Annotated in this window: 17 protein-coding genes and 1 tRNA gene; 10 read left to right on the top strand and 8 right to left on the bottom strand. The window is 62.5% G+C overall.

All coding sequences use genetic code 11. The features are described from left to right. Positions 1-42 precede the first annotated feature (42 nt). From VRS74_RS11850 to VRS74_RS11875, 6 genes are all read left to right on the top strand, one after another. The gene (locus VRS74_RS11850; RefSeq protein WP_354145434.1) at positions 43-1,203 is read left to right on the top strand and encodes a deoxyguanosinetriphosphate triphosphohydrolase; all 1,161 of its coding nucleotides are present in this window, start codon (positions 43-45) and stop codon (positions 1,201-1,203) included. Next, positions 1,196-1,888, top strand: coding sequence for an NAD(P)H-binding protein (locus tag VRS74_RS11855; protein ID WP_354145435.1), 693 nt, complete (start codon positions 1,196-1,198; stop codon positions 1,886-1,888). Before VRS74_RS11850 ends, VRS74_RS11855 begins: the two co-directional genes overlap by 8 nt. Positions 1,889-1,944: 56 nt before the next feature. Beyond that, entirely contained in the window at positions 1,945-2,922 is a 978-nt protein-coding gene (locus tag VRS74_RS11860; RefSeq protein WP_354145436.1) for a bile acid:sodium symporter family protein, read from the top strand. Further along, complete coding sequence (locus VRS74_RS11865) at positions 2,919-3,371, top strand: ABA4-like family protein (protein ID WP_354145437.1); 453 nt, start codon at positions 2,919-2,921, stop codon at positions 3,369-3,371. The genes VRS74_RS11860 and VRS74_RS11865 overlap by 4 nt, the downstream gene beginning before the upstream one ends. 104 nt (positions 3,372-3,475) lie before the next feature. Next, a complete protein-coding gene (locus tag VRS74_RS11870) occupies positions 3,476-5,029 on the top strand; it encodes a long-chain-fatty-acid--CoA ligase (protein ID WP_354145438.1) in 1,554 nt (517 codons plus the stop codon). 22 nt (positions 5,030-5,051) lie between these two features. Beyond that, positions 5,052-5,645: a DUF938 domain-containing protein gene (locus VRS74_RS11875; RefSeq protein WP_354145439.1), complete on the top strand. Its 594-nt coding sequence runs from the start codon at positions 5,052-5,054 to the stop codon at positions 5,643-5,645. Positions 5,646-5,747: 102 nt separating this feature from the next. Here the strand turns inward: VRS74_RS11875 and VRS74_RS11880 are convergent, their stop codons facing one another. After that, positions 5,748-5,876, bottom strand: coding sequence for a hypothetical protein (locus VRS74_RS11880; RefSeq protein WP_354145440.1), 129 nt, complete (start codon positions 5,874-5,876; stop codon positions 5,748-5,750). Positions 5,877-5,949: 73 nt separating this feature from the next. Beyond that, on the bottom strand, positions 5,950-6,855 hold the full coding sequence (locus VRS74_RS11885; protein ID WP_354145441.1) for a DMT family transporter: 906 nt from the start codon (positions 6,853-6,855) through the stop codon (positions 5,950-5,952). Between the two features lie 83 nt (positions 6,856-6,938). Between VRS74_RS11885 and VRS74_RS11890 the strand changes: the two genes are divergently transcribed. After that, complete coding sequence (locus VRS74_RS11890) at positions 6,939-7,184, top strand: hypothetical protein (RefSeq protein WP_354145442.1); 246 nt, start codon at positions 6,939-6,941, stop codon at positions 7,182-7,184. 33 nt (positions 7,185-7,217) lie between these two features. Here the strand turns inward: VRS74_RS11890 and VRS74_RS11895 are convergent, their stop codons facing one another. Next, positions 7,218-8,759, bottom strand: a complete 1,542-nt coding sequence (locus tag VRS74_RS11895; protein WP_354145443.1) for a TadA family conjugal transfer-associated ATPase — start codon at positions 8,757-8,759, stop codon at positions 7,218-7,220. A gap of 263 nt (positions 8,760-9,022) precedes the next feature. Here VRS74_RS11895 and VRS74_RS11900 point away from each other — a divergent pair, with 263 nt between their 5' ends. From VRS74_RS11900 to VRS74_RS11910, 3 genes are all read left to right on the top strand, one after another. Further along, positions 9,023-9,904 (top strand): DMT family transporter, encoded by an 882-nt coding sequence (locus VRS74_RS11900; RefSeq protein WP_354145444.1) that lies wholly within the window; start codon positions 9,023-9,025, stop codon positions 9,902-9,904. A gap of 113 nt (positions 9,905-10,017) precedes the next feature. Then, on the top strand, positions 10,018-11,841 hold the full coding sequence (gene glmS / locus VRS74_RS11905; protein ID WP_354145445.1) for a glutamine--fructose-6-phosphate transaminase (isomerizing): 1,824 nt from the start codon (positions 10,018-10,020) through the stop codon (positions 11,839-11,841). A gap of 189 nt (positions 11,842-12,030) precedes the next feature. Beyond that, positions 12,031-14,340 (top strand): putative bifunctional diguanylate cyclase/phosphodiesterase, encoded by a 2,310-nt coding sequence (locus VRS74_RS11910; RefSeq protein WP_435521402.1) that lies wholly within the window; start codon positions 12,031-12,033, stop codon positions 14,338-14,340. Positions 14,341-14,358: 18 nt separating this feature from the next. Here VRS74_RS11910 and purQ read toward each other — a convergent pair whose 3' ends face one another. The 5 genes from purQ to VRS74_RS11935 all read right to left on the bottom strand — a co-directional run bounded on the left by purQ (position 14,359) and on the right by VRS74_RS11935 (position 19,353). Then, positions 14,359-15,036 (bottom strand): phosphoribosylformylglycinamidine synthase subunit PurQ, encoded by a 678-nt coding sequence (gene purQ, locus VRS74_RS11915; RefSeq protein WP_354145447.1) that lies wholly within the window; start codon positions 15,034-15,036, stop codon positions 14,359-14,361. Next, positions 15,036-15,284 carry a phosphoribosylformylglycinamidine synthase subunit PurS gene (gene purS, locus VRS74_RS11920; RefSeq protein ID WP_354145448.1) on the bottom strand — a complete coding sequence of 83 codons (249 nt, stop codon included), beginning with the start codon at positions 15,282-15,284 and terminating at the stop codon, positions 15,036-15,038. Before purS ends, purQ begins: the two co-directional genes overlap by 1 nt. A gap of 116 nt (positions 15,285-15,400) precedes the next feature. Beyond that, positions 15,401-18,253 (bottom strand): M16 family metallopeptidase, encoded by a 2,853-nt coding sequence (locus VRS74_RS11925; protein WP_354145449.1) that lies wholly within the window; start codon positions 18,251-18,253, stop codon positions 15,401-15,403. 63 nt (positions 18,254-18,316) lie between these two features. Beyond that, positions 18,317-19,123 carry a phosphoribosylaminoimidazolesuccinocarboxamide synthase gene (purC, locus tag VRS74_RS11930; protein ID WP_354145450.1) on the bottom strand — a complete coding sequence of 269 codons (807 nt, stop codon included), beginning with the start codon at positions 19,121-19,123 and terminating at the stop codon, positions 18,317-18,319. A 154-nt stretch (positions 19,124-19,277) separates the two neighbouring features. Further along, positions 19,278-19,353: transfer RNA gene (locus VRS74_RS11935), tRNA-Phe, on the bottom strand. Positions 19,354-19,367 lie beyond the last annotated feature (14 nt).

The following is a 19,367-nucleotide window of genomic DNA, read 5'->3' on the forward strand; positions in this document are numbered from 1 at the left end:
CGCTTGTCGCCGTGCGGTGCCTCACCTAAGTCGCAGCCACCGATGAACCGAGCTCCTTACGCCGCCGATCCAAGTGCCAGCCGTGGCCGCGAATTTCCGCTGGAGCACGCGGGTGCGCGTGGGCCGCGCAGCGAATTCCAGCGCGACCGCGACCGCATCATACATTCGATGAGCTTCCGGCGGCTGCGCTCCAAGACGCAGGTGTTCATCTCTCCAGAAGGCGATCATTACCGCACAAGGATGACGCACAGCCTCGAAGTGGCGCAGATCGGGCGGGTGATCGCGCGTACGCTGGGCCTCGACGAAGATCTGACCGAAGCGCTTTGTCTCGCGCATGATCTGGGCCATCCACCGTTCGGCCATGCGGGCGAGGACGCGCTTGAGGAAGCGATGCAGCGGCATGGCGGGTTCGACCACAACGCTCAGGCGCTGCGCACGGTCATGCGCCTTGAAAGCCCCTATCCGGGGCACGAGGGGCTCAACCTCACATGGGACCTGCTCGAGGGGCTGGCGAAGCACAACGGGCCGATTGCTGCGCCGAACTGGGCGTTGGCCGAGCTGGACGAGGAGTTTCCGCTCGATCTCGGCCAGTGGCCCTCGCTCGAAGCGCAAGTGGCGGCGGTGGCGGACGACATCGCCTATGACAACCACGATATCGACGATGGCTTGCGCGCAGGCTTCCTGACGCTCGACGACCTGCTGGAGCTCGACTTCCTTGTCGAGCAGTGGCGCCAAGTCGAACGTCGCCATCCGCGCGAACCGCGCGACCGGCTACTGCGCGAGCTCGTCCGCGACCAGATCGGTCTGATGGTTAACGATGTGATCTCGCACACGCGCGAACAGGCGCACGGGTTCGGTTCAGTCGCTGAAGTTCGCGACGCCGGGCGCCAGCTCGGCGGCTTCTCGCCTGCCATGGCGCAGGCCGAACGCGGGCTTAAGCGCTTCATGTACGAACGACTCTACTTCCACTCTGACCAGGTTGCAGCGGCCCAGCGCGCGCGCGACGTGGTTGCGCGGTTGTTTGCCGCCTATTCGCAGGATGCCAGCTTGATGCCGCAGGAATGGCAGGATCGCCTGCCTGCAACGGATCCGCACCGTTCGCGGGTCATCGCCGATTTCATCGCCGGGATGAGCGACCGCTTCGCAATCGAACGCTGCGCTGCGATCTATGGCGAGCGGCCAAGAGGGCTGACCAATGTCTGAGCCGCTTCGCCTAGCACTGGTCGGCGCGACAGGGCTGATCGGCCGCGCGGTGATCGATGCGTGCATCGGCCGCAGCGACGTGCGCCTTGTCGCGATCGCGCGGCGTGAGATGAAGCTGCCGCGCGGCGCACGCATGGAACTGTTCGTGGCAGAGCCGGACAAGTGGGGCGAAGTGTTCGAAGCCTTGCAGCCCACCGCGCTGATTTCCGCGCTCGGCACAACCTGGAAGAAGTCCGGCGAGGATGAGGAGGCCTTTCGTGCGGTCGACCAGCAACTGGTGCTGGCGACGGCGCGGGCGGCGCATGCGGCCGGTATCCAGCGATTGGTATCGATCAGCTCGGTTGGGGCCGATCCCCGTTCGAAGAACCTGTATCTGCGGGTCAAAGGCGAGGTCGAAGGCGGACTCTCGAAGGTCGGATTGAAGCGGCTCGACCTGCTGCGCCCCGGATTGCTTAAAGGCGCGCGCGAGAATGACCGGCGTCTCGGCGAACGGCTGGCTATCATCGCCAGCCCGCTGGTCGACCCGTTCCTCAACGGAAAATTGCGCAAATACCGCTCGATCGAAGCGAGTGAGGTGGCAATGGGAGCAATCGGGCTTGCAACGCGCCGCGCTGGCGGACGCTTCACCCACGACAATGACAGTATCCGCCGTGCCGCTCGCGAATGGGCCAAGCTGGGCGGCTAGCCACCCGCGTCTGCGCGCGCTAAGCCTGCGGGCAATGAGGGGGAGAGTGCGCCGCGATGATCCGCTGGGCGACCAATCTGTTTGCGGTCTGGACAGTGCTCGGCACAGCCTGGGCATGGGTAATTCCCGAGCATTTCCTTTGGGTGGTTGACGGCAGCTTCAGGCCTTTCGGCCAATCGCTGGTGAGCGTGCTGCTGGGCGTGATCATGCTTGGGATGGGGCTTACTCTTTCGCCGCAGGATTTCGCGCGCGTTCTGAAATTGCCGCGCGCTGTTGCGAGCGGCGTGGCGTTGCAGTTCACGGTGATGCCGCTGGCGGGGATCGCCTTTGCGACAATGTTCGGTCTCGAAACCGGGCTGGCGGTCGGGCTGATTCTGGTCGCCTGCTGCCCCGGAGGCACGGCCTCGAACGTGGTCACATATCTCGCGCGCGCCAATCTGGCGCTGTCGGTTACCCTCACGCTCGCTTCCACGATGATTGCTGTGGTGGCGACACCGCTGCTGACCGGCTGGCTGGCGGGTGTCTATGTCGAGATCGACCGATGGGCGCTGTTCCAGGGAATGATCACCGTCGTGCTGCTGCCAGTGGTGGCGGGCGTTGCGCTCAATCGCCTGTTTCCCGCCGTTACTGCGCGGATTGCCACGGTTTCGCCACTCGCCTCGGTGATCGGTGTGGTGCTGATTGTCGGCGGGATCATCGCCCAGTCGAAGCCGCTGATCGTGGAATATGCTGGTGTGCTGCTGCTTGCGCTGCTGGCGCTTCACGCGACCGGTTTTGCGCTAGGCTATGCGCTCAGCGGCTTGCTGGGGCTAGGCGAGGCGGAGCGGCGCACCTGCGCGATCGAAGTGGGGATGCAAAACAGCGGGCTCGGCTCGACGCTCGCGTCTGCGCCCAGTTTCGCGTCGCAATTTGCCTCGCCGATGCAGGCTGCGCTGGCACCTGTGCCGAGCGCGGTTTCCGCAGTCTATCACGTGGTCATCGGCAGCCTGCTGGCGGCGTGGTGGCGGCGCAAGAACCAAGGAGAGAGTGAATGAGCTGGGATGCAATTTTCGGGGCGGCAAACATGCTTGCGATGATCAGCTGGGCGGCGCTGATACTGTTGCCGCGCTGGCCGGCCTTGCTCAGCGCATTGCTCTATCTCGTGGTCGGCCTGCTCAGCCTGCTCTACGCAGGGATACTGGTCGGCTTGGTCACTGGCCTGGCCGATCCGGGCGGCAGCATGGCGGGCGGCAATTTCAGCTCGATCGAAGGCGTGCAAACGCTGTTTTCAGCTAAGGGCGGGCTCACGATGGGCTGGGTGCATTACCTTGCGTTCGACCTGTTCGTTGGAATCTGGATCGCGCGCGATGCCGATGCCAAGGGCTTTTCGCGCTTCATCCAGGCTCCTATTCTCGTCGCGACCTTCATGGCCGGACCGCTAGGGCTGTTCCTCTGGTTGTTGCTGCGTGAGCCGCGCGCGCGGGCAAGCGGTCGCTGGAGCTGATGCGGCCGGGCCGGGAACCGTTGGTGCACTGGCACTTTGTAGGCTTGGAAAGCGCGGGGAGGCCTTAGTAGGCGCAAACTGGGCCAAAGTCCTGGGGAGGGGACATGAACGGATACCACACCTACATCACCTATGATGAGATCCTGAACTTCTGGGCCAAGGAGCGCCCGGAAGGCCCCGCCATCGAGCAGGATGGTCGCATCACCAGCTTTGCCGAGACCGACCGGCTGACGCGCCAGATCGTCGGCTTCTATTGGGACAAGGGGCTGAAGGCGGGCGACCGGATTGCCTGGCTCGGCAAGAATTCGGACCTCTATTGCCTGCTTTACATGGCTGCAGCGCGCTGCGGCGTGGTGATGGTGCCAATCGGCTGGCGGCTTGCCCCGCCCGAAGTGAGCTATATCCTTCAGGATACCGGTGCGAAGCTGTTGTTCACGGGTGACGAATTCGCCGAAGTCGGCCGCGAAATCGCGCCGAGCCTTCCGGCGGCTCCGCAGGTTTTCTCCGAAAGCGAAATGCGGCTTGCGATTCCGCGCTTTGCCGCTGCGGACTATGAGCCGGCGGGGGCAAACGACCCGGTGCTCCAGCTCTATACTTCAGGCACAACTGGCAACCCCAAAGGTGCGGTGCTTTCCAACGCCAACCTCTTCGCCCTGCGCAACGATGCGTTGGATGCCGAGTTGCCGTGGACGTACTACGAGCCGAATGATTGCATGCTGGTGGCCATGCCCTGCGCGCATATCGGAGGCACCGGGCTGATCAACATCGCAGCTGTCAGCGGGATTCGCGCGCTGGTGCAGGCGGAATTCACTCCGCTGGGCGTACTTGAGGCGATTGAAAGCGGCGCAAGCCAGATGTTCATTGTGCCAGCCGCTCTGCAGATGGTGGTGCAGCACCCGCGCGCCCGTGAGACCGACTTCAGCAATCTCAAATATCTCATGTATGGCGCAGCGCCGATGCCGCTCGAACTGCTGAAGGAAGCGGTGGGAACCATGCCCAACGCCCGCTTCCTGCAGGCCTATGGGATGACCGAGACCACCGGCACGATCTCGATCCTGCCGCCGGAGGATCATTCGCTCGAAGGCAACAAGCGCATGCGATCGGCGGGCAAGGCAGTGCCGGGTGTCGAGATTCGCGTGGTCGACCCGCAGGGCAACGAAGTGCCGCGTGGCGAGATCGGCGAAGTCGCGATCAAATCGCCATCGAACATGGTCGGTTACTGGCACTTGCCCGAAGCCACCGCAGAGGCGCTGCGCGGCGGGTGGATGCATACGGGCGATGCGGCCGTGATGGACGAGGATGGCTACATCTACATCCAGGATCGCATCAAGGACATGATCATCTCAGGCGGCGAGAACGTCTATCCAGCTGAAGTCGAAAGCGCGATCTATGGCCACCCGGCCGTCGCGGAAGTGGCTGTGATCGGCGTACCTAGCGAGAAATGGGGCGAGGAGGTCAAGGCCTGCGTCGTCGCCAAGCCGGGAATGGAAGTGGACGCGAATGACGTCATCGCATGGGCTCGCGAGCGGGTCGCTGCGTTCATGGCGCCCAAGAGCGTTGATGTGATCCCGCTCATGCCTCGCAATCCCAGCGGCAAGATCCTGCGGCGCGAATTGCGCAAACCCTATTGGGAAGGGCGCGAGCGGCAGGTCAATTGACGCACAGCCGAACGGCAAGTCCATGAAAAGACGCGCCCCCGCAACCGAGCGCAATCGCGATCCGCTGGCCGAAGTGCTTGCGCGCGAGTTGCCCCAAAGCGGGCTGGTGCTCGAGGTCGCAAGCGGGACCGGGGAGCATGCGTTCCACTTCGCCGGGCGCTTCCCGACGCTCGATTGGCAGCCGAGCGATCCGGATGCCGATGCGCGCGCGTCCATAGCGGCATGGCGAGCGGAATACGAAGGATCGAACCTGCGGGCGCCGCTCGAACTGGATGCAGCGTCAAGCGATTGGCCGATCGCGCACGCGGATGCGATCCTGTGCGTCAACATGGTGCATATCAGCCCATGGGAGGCGACCATGGGACTGTTTGGAGGCACCGCAAGGCTGCTCAAGCAAGGCGCTCCGTTGATCCTCTATGGCCCGTATTTCGAGGACGGGGTCGAAACGGCGCCATCGAACCTAGCGTTCGATGCAAGCCTGAAGGAGCGGAACTCGCACTGGGGGCTGCGCAAGCTGGCAGATGTCGATGTGTTGGCCAGGCAAAGCGGATTTGTGCGCACCGCGCGTTATGCGATGCCTGCGAACAATCTTACTTTGGTCTATCGCCGGAACTGAGCGCCGGACCTCAAACACAAAGCACCCGCCAATTGCTTGGCGGGTGCGAGGTATCCGTTTCTTACTGCGACGTCGAAGGTCGGATGCAACGGACCTGTAAAATCAGGTCTCTTCGTCAACCGCGTCCGCCGCCGATTTGAGGTCGTCACCGATCCCGCGGACGGTATTGCATGCGGATGCGGTGAGAGTCATCGCGGCAAGGGCAGCAACAATCAGCGTCTTGCGTAGCATGAATCGAATCCTTCTTATTGCAGGGCTTTCATAGCCGCATTTGCCGAAGATGGCGATGTTTGGGCCGCCAAAGCTATAACGTAGCGGTGGATTGTTCGCGCGGACGGGCGAGCCGATGTTCGCGCCAAGCGATCAGCAATCCTGCGCCAATTACCAGCGGTGCGCCGAACCATGTTGCGGCGGGAGGCAGTCGTTCGAACAGCCACCAGCCGAACAGCGTCGCCCAGATCAGTGCCGAATAGTCCATCACAATGACGCTTGCGACCGTGCCATAGCGCAGCGCCGTCGTGAGCAGGTACTGGCCGAGCAGGCCAGCCACGCCCAGTGTGATGAGCAGCGCCCATTGCTCCGCATTTTTCTCGTGCCAGAAGAAGGGAAGGGCAAGCAGCAATGGGGGCACTGAAAGCAGCGAAAAGTAGAACACGATGGTGAGTGAATCTTCGGTCTGCGTCAGGTCGCGAATGTAGATCGAAATCACAGCGATCATGAAGGCAGCGCCCAGCGCCACCGCTGCGCCCACCAGCGGGATGTGTCCATCGCCGGGCTGGGCAATCACCAGCACACCGGCAAAACCCAGCGCCACCGCACTCCAGCGCCAAATGCCGATCCTTTCGTGCAGGATCAGCGACGAGAGGATTACGGCCCAGATTGCCGAAGTGAAATTGAAGGTCGTCGCTTCGGCAAGCGGCAGCAAAGTTACCGAGCCAAAATTGAGCAGCATCGCGGCAAGGCCGATCATCGCCCGCATGCCGTGTTGCGGCATGCGCGTGGTTCGCAACTTTCCCAACCCGCCCGTTGCCCAGAAAAACAGCAGGATCAGCGGGATAGTCGGCAGTTGCCGCCAGAACAGGATTTCGGGGAGTGCCAACCCGCTCTCGCTCGCGAGCTTGACCAGTGCCATCATCAGCGACAGCGTTGCGGCGGCCGCCAGCCTGATCAGCAGGGCAAGCAGCGGACGTTGGCGGGATTGAGGGCTCACGCTTGCCGGTCTAAGCCCTGCGAAGAAAGGTGCAAGCGCGCAGGGGATTGCGTGGCGCTGCCGGGCACACCATGTGCTCCGCAATGCTTCAAGAACCCGAATTCCTGCTGTTCGCCAGCGAAGCGGACCTAGTCGCCCTTGCGGGAGCGAGCTTCATTCTGCTGGCGCTGCTCGCCCTGCTGGGGGATCGCCTGCGCAACCGGCGCGAACGCGTGGAACGGCTCGACCGGGTCGGCTGGGTTCCATGGACAGGAATTTTCGTCGCCTGCGCGATCATCGGCGGCGGGTTGCTGGCGATGTCGCTGCCGCAGGCGATCTTCGGAAGTTAAGGCAGCGCGCCTAGGACGGCGCGCTGCGGCTTGTCAGAGACACGCCTCCAGATAAGCTTGGTCGAAGCCGAACTGGCGCGCCTTTTCGAGCGTGTAGGGACGCAGGCCGCTTGAGCGGAACTCGCCGAGGATCTTCCCGTCGTCGGTTTCGTCGAAATATTCGAACTTGAACAGTTCCTGCGTCACGATCACGTCGCCTTCCATCCCGATCACCTCTGTGATGTTGGTTGTTCGGCGCGAACCGTCGCGAAGGCGCTTCACCTGTACGATCAGGTCGACCGATTCGGCGATCTGGCGGCTGATGGCTTCCTTCGGGATTTTGATGTCGCCCATCAGGATCATGTTTTCCATACGGCCCAGGCACTCGCGCGGGCTGTTGGCGTGCAGCGTACACATCGAACCGTCGTGGCCGGTATTCATCGCGGCGAGAAGGTCGAAGCATTCCGCGCCACGAATTTCGCCCAGGATGATGCGGTCGGGGCGCATACGCAGGGCGTTCTTCACAAGGTCGCCGATGGTAATGGCACCCTGGCCTTCGAGGTTTGGCGGGCGCGTTTCAAGCGGCAGCCAGTGCGGCTGTTGCAAGCGAAGTTCGGCCGCGTCTTCGATCGTCAGCACGCGTTCGCCCGGGTCGATCATCTTCGACAAGGCGTTGAGCATGGTCGTCTTACCCGAGCCCGTACCGCCCGAGATGACTACGTTCATGCGGCAAGCGCCGGCGATCTTGAGCGCCGTGGCCATCTTTTCGCTCATCGAGCCAAACTCTTTGAGCATGTCGATGGTAATCGGCTTCTCGGAGAATTTACGAATCGAGATCGCAGTGCCGCGCAGCGAAAGTGGCGGCACGATCACGTTCACACGGCTGCCGTCCTTGAGGCGGGCGTCGGCCAGCGGAGTGGTCTGGTCGACGCGGCGGCCGACCTGGTTCACGATGCGCTGGGCGATCTGGAATAGGTGCGATTCGTCGCGGAACTGGATCGGCGCTAGCTGCAGCTTGCCTTTCTTTTCGACGTAGGTCTGCTTCGGTCCGTTGACCATGATGTCCGACACGTCGGGGTCGTTCAGCAGCTCTTCGAGCGGCCCGAATCCGAGCAACTCGTCGATCAACACCTTTTCAAGCGCGAACTGCTCGCGGCGGTTGAGCGTGACCTTGAGTTCGGCCAGCACTTCCATGATGATCGGGCGGAATTCTTCCGACAGCTCTTCCTTGGTCAGAGTGGCCGCCGCTTCGGGATCGACGCGTTCGAGCAGGCGCGGCAGCACCTGTTCCTTGATCTTGTGGATGCTCGCTTCAAAGCCGCCGACTTCTGAATCGCCAGAGTGGTCGGCGTTCATCCGGTCGTCGAGCCGCGCCATCGCATCGTCGGCACCGCGTCCGCCGTTGGGCGCTGGCGCCTGTTGAGCAGGCTTTGTCGCCGGTTCGTTCGGCAGCGGCGGGAATTGTTCTCCGCCACCCGCCGGATTCGATGATGCAGGCGCTGCCCCGCCCGACTTCATCGGGCGGGCCACGCCAAAGGACGGACGGCCTCCGGGATTCATCCCTGCAGGTCCATTCTTCCTTCCGAATGCGCTCATTCCGAGGCCCCCAAGCGGTTAGTTGCATTTCCACGAGGCATCGCCGCGCTAGGCGAAGATGCTCTCTCGAAGCTTGGTGAATAATTCGGAAAGGTTGTTTTTTTCCTAAGGTGGCAATGATTGGGGCGGGGGCTTTCTCGCTGCCCGGTCTTCACGAGCATTCACACGCCGCTTCGTCTTGTGGGTAATGCCGACCAGCGCTTGCTTTGTCGTTCAAACGACGAAAGGGACAAGGGACAGAACGCAACTCCGGAGAATCTCGTGTGCAGCAAAACGAACGCACAGGCTTGCTGTTCGCCATTGCCGGATTTGCCACGCTTTCCGTGGGCGATGCCGTGATCAAGACCATGGCTGGTGCGTGGCCGGTCGTCGCGGTTGCCGCCCTGCGCTTCAGCATTGGTGCCGTGGCGCTTTCCGCAATCCTTGTGGTGAAGGAAGGGGGTGCCGGCTTCAGGCCGAGCAACCCATGGCTCCAGCTTGCCCGCGGCACTTGCCTGGCGCTGTCCACCCTGGCGTTCTTCTCCGCGATTTATGTGATGCCGCTGGCAGAAACCATGGCGATCACTTTTCTATCGCCAGTACTCACAGCGATCCTGAGTGGCCCGCTTCTTGGTGAAAGGGTGCGCCCGGCGGTGTGGCTGGCATCGCTTTTCGCTCTGGTGGGTGTGGTGCTGATCTTGCGCCCCAATCTGGCCGAGCTCGGCTGGCCCGCGCTCCTGCCGCTCGTGGCGGCGGTGTTCTTCTCCCTGATGATGATCGCGCACCGCGCTTGCGCCGGGCAAGGCAGTGCGCTGGCTATGCAAGCCTACATGGCAATCGTCGCTGCGCCGCTGCTCGTGGTTGCGGCCCTGGGCGCAAAAGTTACTGGCATCGGTGGCCTCGACTTCGGCTGGCCGGCTTGGGACGTCGTGCTGCGCTGCGCTTTCGTTGCCTTCACCGCAACATGTGCGCACTGGATGGTGTTTCTCGGCACTTCGCGTGCGGGAGCATCGCAAGTGGCACCTGCTTCCTACGTCCAGATGCTTGTGGCGACCGTGCTTGGCTGGTGGTGGTTCGGCGATGCGCCGGATCTGCTGACTCTGGCTGGTGCCTCGGTGATAATCGGTGCGGGGCTATTCCTTTGGCGTGCCAGCCTGCGCGGTTAACCGGTACAAGAAGCCATTTGAAGAGCCAGTTGTGTGCGCTAGAGGCAAGCTTTCATTCAGCCGGGGCGCTCTAGCGGCGCTAATCCTGACCCGTTCAATTCAGCGAGATTTTTATGTGTGGCATCATTGGCATAGTGGGCACGAGCCCGGTGGCGGACCGGCTGGTCGATGGCCTGAAGCGGATGGAATACCGCGGCTATGACAGCTCAGGGATTTGCACGATCCAGGATGGCAAGCTGACGAGGCGCCGCGCCGAAGGCAAGCTCGCGAACCTGGTTGCGGTGCTGGCTGACCAACCTGCGGGTGGCAATGTCGGCATCGCACATACGCGCTGGGCCACGCATGGAGCGCCCACTTCGATCAACGCCCATCCGCATGCAACTGACCGTGTGGCAATAGTCCACAACGGAATCATAGAGAATTTCAAGGAATTGCGTGACGAACTAAAGGCCGATGGCCGGCAGTTCGAAAGCGAAACCGACAGCGAAGTGGTGGCGCATCTGATCTCGCGTCGGATCGAGGCCGGGGACACGCCAGAAGAGGCGATGCGTGATGTCCTGCCGCGGCTCCAGGGCGCATTTGGCCTGGCGATCGCCTTCCGCGACTACCCCGACTTGCTGGTAGGCGCGCGGCTCGGCTCGCCGCTCGTGGTCGGTTATGGCGAAGGCGAGATGTATCTCGGTTCCGACGCGCTCGCGCTGGCGCCGCTGACGCAGCAGATCGCCTATCTCGAAGAAGGCGACTGGGTGGTGGTCACGCGCGACGGTGCGCAGGTTTACGATGCGGAACACAATCCGGTGACGCGCGCGAAGCAGCACTCCGGCGCTTCGGCTGCTGCGGTTGAGAAGGGCAACTACCGCCACTTCATGCAGAAGGAGATTTTCGAGCAGCCCACCGTGGTGGCGCAGACGCTCTCTTCCTATCTGCGCCGCTCGGACAATTCGGTCGCCCTTCCGCAGTTCGATGTGGATCTTTCAACGATCAGGCGGCTCACCATCGTTGCTTGCGGTACGTCCTATTACGCCGGGATGGTCGCGAAATACTGGTTCGAGCATTTTGCGCGGCTGCCGGTCGACATCGATGTCGCGAGCGAATTCCGGTATCGCGACCCGGTGCTCGAGGAAGGCGGACTGGCGCTGTTCATCTCGCAAAGCGGCGAAACTGCAGACACGCTCGCGGCGCTGCGCCATTGCCGCAAGGAAGGGCAGAAGATCGCGGTCGTGGTCAATGTCCCGACCAGCACCATGGCGCGCGAAGCGGACTTGCTGCTGCCCACCCATGCCGGCCCTGAGATCGGGGTCGCTTCGACCAAGGCCTTCACTTGCCAGTTGGCGGTCCTGGGCGCGCTCGCCGCACATATGGCTGTGGAGAAAGGTCGGATGAGCCGCGAGGAGGAGCAGGAAGTTGTTCGGCACCTGCTGGAGGCGCCTGCCGCTCTCAATGCCGCGCTCGATCACGATGACGATATTGCGGCGATGGCGCATCTTATCGCCCCGGCGCGCGACGTGCTTTATCTGGGGCGCGGCCAGGATTACCCACTTGCCCTTGAAGGGGCACTGAAACTCAAGGAAATCAGCTATATCCATGCCGAAGGTTACGCTTCGGGTGAAATGAAGCATGGCCCGATCGCCCTGATCGACGAGCAGGTTCCGGTGATCGTGATCGCTCCATCGGGCCCCCTGTTCGACAAGACAGTTTCCAACATGGAAGAGGTGCGTGCGCGCGGCGGGCAGGTGGTGCTGATATCGGATTCAAAGGGCCTGGAGCAGGCGAGCGAAGGTTGCATCGCGACCATCGAAATGCCCGAAGTGCATCCGCTCATCGCCCCGCTGGTCTATGCTGTGCCTGTCCAACTGCTGGCCTATCACGTCGCTCTGGTGAAGGGCACCGATGTCGACCAGCCACGCAATCTGGCAAAGTCAGTGACGGTCGAATGAAGCTGGTGCCCGGCCGGCTGCTAGGCCACGGCGACTGCACCCAAAGTGCAGATTTTGTGTTCCAGCTCAGTTTTTTAGGGCCAAATTAACTACGTTTCCGGGCTTAGCTTTACTGCCATATAACCTTTCAAGGTTAATCGCGGGTGGGTGAGCGAACATGATGCCGCCTTGCCCAGCACGCCGACGCGCATGTCGGTTGGTGCGATTCTCGGCCTGACCGTACCGGTCAGCGGCGACTGGTCGCGACTGCGTGGCCTGCAATATTCGGCTGTGGCGCAGCTCAGCTATCGGCGCATGGCAGGACATCTGATCATGGCCGCCTTCGCGATTTCGGTCCTGTTCGGGAGCGTGACCCCGGTCTGGCTTGGCCTGTGGGGTTTGGCGCATGTCGTGGTGCAAGTGCGCGGCGTGTCGGTCGACCGCAGCCTTGCCGATGCGGATCGCCGCCGGATCAGCAAGGCAGACATGCTGCGCCATACGCTCACACCGGCGCTTTCGGGGTTGTTGTGGTCAGTTCCGCTGGTGGCCTTCTTGCCAGGCGCGTCGGCTGCGCAGGCCACTGTGGTTGGGACTATCGTGGCGATCCTCGCGGTCGGATCGGTACTCTTCTATTGCGCGGTACCGGTCGGCGTATTGAGTTTCGTTTCCATCGTCGGTCTCACTGCGCTGGTTGCGCTGGCGGTCCATGAGCAATGGGGGCTGGCCCTGGCCGTCCTGGTTTTCCTCGGCGTGGCATTGGCGGGCACGATCAAGGGAAGCCGGGCATTCCTGAAAGCCCGAATCTCGGAAATCAGCATGGCCGAAAAGGAAGCGGTCGTTTCACTGCTGCTGCGCGAGTTCGAAGAAAACGAGGCCGACTGGCTGTGGGAAGTCGGCCCGACACGCCGAATCCGCGGGGTTTCGCCGCGTTTCGCCTATGCCCTGTCCAGCAGGAAGGCTGATGTTGAGGGCAAGCCCTTCATTGAAGTAATCGCGGGCAAGGATTGGGATAGCGCGAGGCTCTCCCCGAGCCTCCATGAACTCGCCGACAAGCTGCAGAACCGGCAAAACTTCTCCAACCTCATGGTCGAGGTTTCGATCAAGGGGCAGCGACGCTGGTGGGAGCTGTCGGGTACGCCGATGCTTGATGAGCGCGGAAAGTTCCTGGGTTTCCGCGGCGTCGGATCGGATGTCACAGCGCAGCGCGAATCTTCCGAGAAGATCGCATATCTCGCGCGCTTCGACACGCTCACGTCCCTGCCAAACCGGCTGCAATTGACCGAGGCGGCGGGAACGGCGCTGCAATATGCGAACCAATGGCGCACACATTGCGCCTTTCTGATGATTGATCTCGACCGGTTCAAATCGGTGAATGACTCGCTGGGGCACCAGATTGGCGACCGGCTGCTGGCGCAGGTTTCTGCCCGCCTCAAGGCGCTGATCGGGGAGAACCAGCTGTGCGGGCGGTTGGGCGGCGATGAATTCGCCGTGGTCATCCGTGACGCGACCGATCACCGGGTGATCGACAAGGTTGCGCAGATGGTGATCGAAAGCCTCTCCGAACCCTATGTGGTCGACAATCACACGCTCTATGTCGGCGCCAGCGTCGGTTCGGCGATCGGCCCGCGCGACGGGAAGACCGTCGAAGAGCTGATGCGCAATGCCGACCTTGCGCTTTATCGCGCGAAGGATGGCGGCGGTGGGAGGCATTGCCAGTTCGAGCCGATCTTGCATGCCTCGGCGGAAGAGCGGCGCAAACTCGAGCTCTCGCTGCGAGGTGCACTTGAGCGCCACGAGATGGAGCTCCAGTTCCAGCCTGTCGTCGACGCCAAGAGCGAAAACATAGTCAGCTTCGAGGCGCTGGTGCGTTGGCACAGCCCTGAGCACGGCTTCGTCAGCCCGGCCAAGTTCATACCCGTGGCCGAGGACACCCGCCTGATCGTACCGATCGGGCGCTGGGTGTTGCGCAAGGCTTGCGAGGAGGCGCTTGCCTGGCCGGAGCACATCAAGGTCAACGTCAACGTATCGCCCGAGCAGCTGCTCGATCCGGACTTTACCGATGACGTCGTGCGGTCGCTGTCCGAAACTGGCCTACACCCGCAGCGGCTCGAGATTGAAGTGACCGAAAGTATCTTCCTGCGCGACGCCAGCGTTGCACGAAGCGCGCTGGAACAAATCATGGCGCTTGGCTGCGGCGTCGCGCTCGACGATTTCGGTACGGGTTATTCCTCGCTCGGCTACATCCGCAAGCTGCGCTTCTCGACCATCAAGATCGATCGCACGTTTGTGAAGGGCGCCGAGCAACAGAGCGCGGAAAGCCTCGCGATCATCCGTGCAGTGGTGGCGATGGCGCAGAGTCTCGACATGACCACCACGGCGGAAGGTGTCGAAACGATCGAAGAGGCCGAACTAATCCGCGCACTCGGTTGCGACAAGATCCAGGGCTATTACTTCGGAAGGCCGATGTCGGCCTCGGATGCGCTCAAACTCTTCAGTCAGGCTGATCGGCAGCGCGCCTGAGCCACCGCTTTTGAGGCATCAGGCGGCGACGAGGCTTCCGACGACGCTTTCGAACAGGGCGCGGCCGTCGCTGCTGCCAAGCACATCCTCGATTGCGCGCTCTGGGTGCGGCATCATGCCCAGCACATTGCCCTGCGCATTGAGGATGCCGGCGATATCGCGGCGTGAGCCGTTGCACGGTTCGGCATAGCGGAACGCCACGCGGCCTTCGCCTTCGAGCCGGTCGAGCGTTGCGTCATCGGCGAAAAAATTGCCGTCATGATGCGCCACCGGGATGCGGATGACCTCGCCTGCTTCGTAGGCGCTGGTGAAAAGCGACTGGTTGTTCTCGACCGTCAGCGGAACAGTCCGGCAGATGAAGTTCTGGCTGGCATTGCGCATCAGCGCGCCGGGCAGCAGGCCGGCTTCGGTGAGCACCTGGAAGCCGTTGCACACGCCCAGCACCGGCACACCGCGTTCGGCCGCTTTCACCACTGCCTGCATGATCGGGCTTCGTGCGGCCATTGCGCCCGAGCGGAGATAGTCTCCATAGGAGAACCCTCCGGGCAGGGCGATGAAATCGAGCCCTTCGGGAAGTTCGGCATCACCGTGCCAGACGCGGATCGCCGGCACACCCGAGACTTTCTCCAGCGCCACCGCCATATCGCGGTCGCAATTCGAACCGGGAAAGGTGATGACGGCGGCGCGGAATGCCATCAGGCGTGCTCCGCCTGGCCGAGCTTTTCGACCGCGTAGTCCTCGATCACCATGTTAGCGAGCAGCTTGCGGCACATCTCGTCGATGGCTTCGTCGCTGGTGCCGTCCGCCAGGTCTATCTCGATGACCCGTCCAATCCGAACATCCACTACTCCAGCAAAGCCGAGGCCTTCGAGCGCATGGTGCACCGCGCGTCCCTGGGGATCGAGCACGCCGGGCTTGAGCCGGACCAGGACACGAACTTTCATGGGGTGCTCCTCGCTATGCTGGATCAGACGGCGCTTGGGCGCCTGTCGCGGAGCCTATAGCGTGCTCCTCGACAAGCGCAATCGGCATGCAAGACATTGCCCACCGTGGAGAGGGATCACTCGTCCTTTGCAGGCTCCGGCACTACCAGCAATTCGACTGCAGCGTCGGAGGCGAGATATTGCTGCGCCGCCGACACGATATCCTGTGCGGTGAAGCTCTTCAGAATATCGGGCGCGGCGAAATAGCGATCGAGCCGATCCGCTTCGCTTTGCGCACGGTCGGCGAGCGACATCCAACCACCCAGCGACTTGAGTAGATTGTCATAGTTTTCGAGCAGCGGCTGGCGCGCGCGATTGACGGTATCATCGTCGAGCTTGCCGTCGCGCAGGCCGTCCAGCATCGCTCCGATCGCCGATCGAGCCGGATCGAGCTGGGCGCGATCCACCGCAACATTCAGGCTGAAAGTGCCGTAGCCGCACCACACGCGCGACGGGGAGCTTCCGGCGGAAGGCGAATAGGCCTGCCCCAGCGCTTCGCGTAGCTCTTCCTGCAAACGAACGCGGACCACCAGGCCTAGAAGTTCCAGCCGCAGCGCTTCGCGCAGGTCGCTGTCATCCGTAGTCGGCCAGATCATCCGTATGAGCGCCTGATCGGCCTCGCCGGTATGGGTTATAATGCGCGTTCCGCGTTCTGCAGTGAACGGCCGCTGGCGGGCCTCCTCACGCGGGTTGAACTCGGCTTCGCGCGGTTCAAGTGCTCCCAGCGTCTTCGCCACGTTATCGATCGCGGTCTGCTCGTTGAAATCGCCGACCAGCGCCAATTCGATTGCACCCTTGGACAGCCGGTCACCGATATCGGCCGCGAGTTGTTCGAAGGTGCGCGCTTCATAGGCTTCGCGCGATTGCAGGGTGAAGCGCGGGTCGCCGTCGGAGAGAATACCTCCGATCTTGTTATTCAGCGCTTGCCCGGGGGTCGCGTCGAGGCTGGCGAAGAACTGTGCGATCCCTCGCCGGTAGCGTTCGACGCCTTCGCTGCGATAGCCGGGATCGACCAATGCTGCGGTCAGCAATTGCAGCTGAAGCTCAAGATCGCGCGGAGTGGTGGTGCCGCCCATCTGGAAAGAATCGCCATTTGCGCCGATCGAGATGCCAACACTGCGTCCCGCAAGGATAGTCGCCAGTTCATCCTGGCTATGCTTGCCGAGCCCACCTGCAGGTAGCGTGGCGACGAGCGCAGTCTTGAGCGGATCGTCGGCGGTGTTGAGCAATTCGCCGCCATCGAGTGTAAGGCGATAGCTTACCTGGTCCTTGCGAATATCGGTCTGCTTCAAGTTGAGCCGTACGCCATTGGCGAAACGGATCAGCCGGATGCCGAGCCGCTCGTCGCGCGTGTCGGATACGACGGCGCCGGGCGTGCCGAAGTCCTGATATGCGAACTCGGCCTGTTCGGCCCAATTGGGCGCGGCGATCTCGGCGGAGGCGACCTCGTTCCACGCCGCGCGCAAGGCATCGGCTCCTCCTTCGGGCTCGCTTCGGCCCTGGTAACGGATCAGTGGATCATCAAGCGCGGCTGCATCCGCCATGACGGCGGCCAAAGCCGCATCGGGGGTGATTTCGCCCGCGAACTCTTCGAACCTTTCAAGCGCACTTTGCGGCGTCGAGGGAATGCGCTCATCGTCGACCAGCGAAAGCGCCATGGCCGCAAGCGCGGCATGGGTGCGCGTTTCGGAACTGCTGGCGGCATTCTCCAGTGACGTGCGGATTGCGGCCAATTGCTCGTTTACCTCGGCCTGGCTGAAGCCATAGGATAGTGCGGTCCTCACCGCGACACCGGCGGCGTTCAGTCCCTTGCGCCATTCCCCATCGGACGTGCTTACCGTGAGCGTGGTTGAGCGTGCATCCTCGAACAGGTCTCCAGTGCCGAAGCTCGCCCCGCGGAAAGGCGCATCCGCGCTGCGGGCCAGCGCCTGTAACCGCCGGTTGACGATGCCGTATCCGACTTGGCGCAGCAGGCCTAGCTGGCGATTTGCGATCGTGTCGGGTCGATCCTCCCAAGCGGCATAGCGCGAAACGCTGACGCTTTCGGGAAGTGCGGGATCGACATAGATGTCGGTCTCACCGCTCCGCGCGATATCTACCGGGCCGGTAACCGGCTCGACCGGATCGGGCGCGGCGGTCCAGTCGGCAAACCAGTGCCGCACGCGCGCTTCCATCAGGTCAATCGGGAAATCGCCCACGATCACCAGCGTGGTGTTTGCGGGGACATACGTGCGGCGATAGAAGCCGCGCAAAGTGGCTGCCGGGGCATTCTCGAGCACTTCCAGCGCACCGATCGGCAGCCGGTCGATGAAGCGCGCGCCGGGCGCCGTGAACTCGAGCTGGTCGATCAGCGATTTGTAGGCGAAATTGGTCCGGTCGCGCCGTTCGGCCAGGATGATGCCGCGTTCGCGCGCCACCGCATCTTCTTCGATAAGCAGTTCGCTCGCAGTCTCGCGCATCAGCATCAGCACGGTTTCGAGCAGGCCTTCGTCATTGCGCGGAAGGTCGAGCCGATAGACCGTCTGTTCCAGCCCGGTCGAAGCATTGGTGTCAGCGCCGAAGGCCAGTCCTTCGCGCTCAAGCAGCTTGATCATCTCGCCTTCGGGAACCCGCTTCGATCCGTTGAAGGCCATGTGTTCGAGGAAATGCGCGAGCCCGCGCTCGTCTTCGTTCTCGTCGAGCGAGCCCGAACCGATGTGAAGCCGCACCATTGCCGTGCCTTCGGGCGTGGCATTCTGGCGCAGGATGTAGCGCATGCCATTGTCGAGCACGCCGAAGCGATAGGCCGGGTCGACCGGGATATCGCTCGCCTCGAAGGCCCAGAGCGGCTCAGCCGCCGCCGCAGCTGGAGCTGCAGGCTGCTCGGCGAAGGCAGGAATTGGCTGAAGGGCGAATGCGGCAAGCGCCGCAAGCATCACGGGAAATCGCATACCACCTGCTTACCTACTAAACGCAGGCTGGCAAGTGATCGCCAATCTAATTTGTTGGCGTGCTTACTTCTTCGCTTTCGGAGGTGCGCCGCGCAACCGGCCGCGGTGGGCCGAAAGGTCGAACACTTCGCCGGGGCTGCTGTCGTCGCCCTGCAACAGGCCGAGACGGCGCGCGACTTCCTGATAGGCTTCGCTTTCTCCGCCCAGGTCGCGCCGGAAGCGATCCTTGTCGAGCTTTTCGCCGGTCTTCATGTCCCAAAGGCGGCAGCCATCGGGGCTGATCTCGTCGGCCAGGATCACGCGGCTGAAATCGCCGTCATAGATGCGGCCGAATTCCAGCTTGAAGTCGATCAGGCGAATATCGATCGCGGCGAACATGCCGCACATGAAGTCGTTGATGCGGATCGCCATCGCGGCGATGTCCTGCATCTCTTCGGGGCCGGCCCAGTTGAAACAGGCGATGTGTTCTTCGGCGATCAGCGGGTCGCCCAGCGAATCGTCCTTGTAGTAATATTCGATCAGCGTGTGCGGCAGCGGCTCTCCCTCGGGGATGCCGAGGCGCTGCGAAATCGAGCCTGCGGCAACATTGCGCACAACCACTTCGATCGGGATGATCTCGACCTGGCGGATCAACTGCTCGCGCATGTTGAGGCGGCGGATGAAGTGCGTCGGGATGCCGATATGCGCCAGCCGCGTGAAGACATATTCCGAAATGCGGTTGTTGATCACGCCCTTGCCGTTGATCGTGCCCTTCTTCTGGGCATTGAAGGCGGTCGCATCATCCTTGAAATACTGGATCAGCGTGCCCGGCTCGGGGCCTTCGTATAGGATCTTGGCCTTGCCTTCGTAGATCTGGCGGCGACGCGACATGGTGGGATCATCCTGCTGCAAAAATACGCCGCCCCGGCATGCGATGCGATAGCGCAACGCGGTGGCCGGGGCGAGGCGAAAAGCCTTACTCTCAACGGTTGAAATTGGCAAACACGCTCTGGCATGCCGCCTTGGGCATCGCGCGCAGGCGCAGTGGTGCCTCGGGGCGGGATCGAACCACCGACACTACGATTTTCAGTCGTATGCTCTACCAACTGAGCTACCGAGGCATCGCTGCGGCGAC

The organism is Altererythrobacter litoralis, assembly GCF_036324225.1.
In the GTDB taxonomy this organism is placed as follows: Bacteria; Pseudomonadota; Alphaproteobacteria; order Sphingomonadales; family Sphingomonadaceae; genus Erythrobacter; species Erythrobacter litoralis_A.

Excerpts from the sequence above, each read along its gene's own strand:
- purS (WP_354145448.1), bottom strand. The coding sequence starts at position 15,284 with ATGAAAGTTCGTGTCCTGGTCCGGCTCAAGCCCGGCGTGCTCGATCCC.
- VRS74_RS11925 (WP_354145449.1), bottom strand. The coding sequence starts at position 18,253 with ATGCGATTTCCCGTGATGCTTGCGGCGCTTGCCGCATTCGCCCTTCAG.
- VRS74_RS11880 (WP_354145440.1), bottom strand. The coding sequence starts at position 5,876 with ATGCTACGCAAGACGCTGATTGTTGCTGCCCTTGCCGCGATGACTCTC.
- glmS (WP_354145445.1), top strand. The coding sequence starts at position 10,018 with ATGTGTGGCATCATTGGCATAGTGGGCACGAGCCCGGTGGCGGACCGG.
- VRS74_RS11870 (WP_354145438.1), top strand. The coding sequence starts at position 3,476 with ATGAACGGATACCACACCTACATCACCTATGATGAGATCCTGAACTTC.
- VRS74_RS11865 (WP_354145437.1), top strand. The coding sequence starts at position 2,919 with ATGAGCTGGGATGCAATTTTCGGGGCGGCAAACATGCTTGCGATGATC.
- purC (WP_354145450.1), bottom strand. The coding sequence starts at position 19,123 with ATGTCGCGTCGCCGCCAGATCTACGAAGGCAAGGCCAAGATCCTATAC.
- VRS74_RS11895 (WP_354145443.1), bottom strand. The coding sequence starts at position 8,759 with ATGAGCGCATTCGGAAGGAAGAATGGACCTGCAGGGATGAATCCCGGA.
- VRS74_RS11890 (WP_354145442.1), top strand. The coding sequence starts at position 6,939 with ATGCTTCAAGAACCCGAATTCCTGCTGTTCGCCAGCGAAGCGGACCTA.
- VRS74_RS11910 (WP_435521402.1), top strand. The coding sequence starts at position 12,031 with ATGTCGGTTGGTGCGATTCTCGGCCTGACCGTACCGGTCAGCGGCGAC.
- purQ (WP_354145447.1), bottom strand. The coding sequence starts at position 15,036 with ATGGCATTCCGCGCCGCCGTCATCACCTTTCCCGGTTCGAATTGCGAC.
- VRS74_RS11860 (WP_354145436.1), top strand. The coding sequence starts at position 1,945 with ATGATCCGCTGGGCGACCAATCTGTTTGCGGTCTGGACAGTGCTCGGC.
- VRS74_RS11875 (WP_354145439.1), top strand. The coding sequence starts at position 5,052 with ATGAAAAGACGCGCCCCCGCAACCGAGCGCAATCGCGATCCGCTGGCC.
- VRS74_RS11855 (WP_354145435.1), top strand. The coding sequence starts at position 1,196 with ATGTCTGAGCCGCTTCGCCTAGCACTGGTCGGCGCGACAGGGCTGATC.
- VRS74_RS11850 (WP_354145434.1), top strand. The coding sequence starts at position 43 with ATGAACCGAGCTCCTTACGCCGCCGATCCAAGTGCCAGCCGTGGCCGC.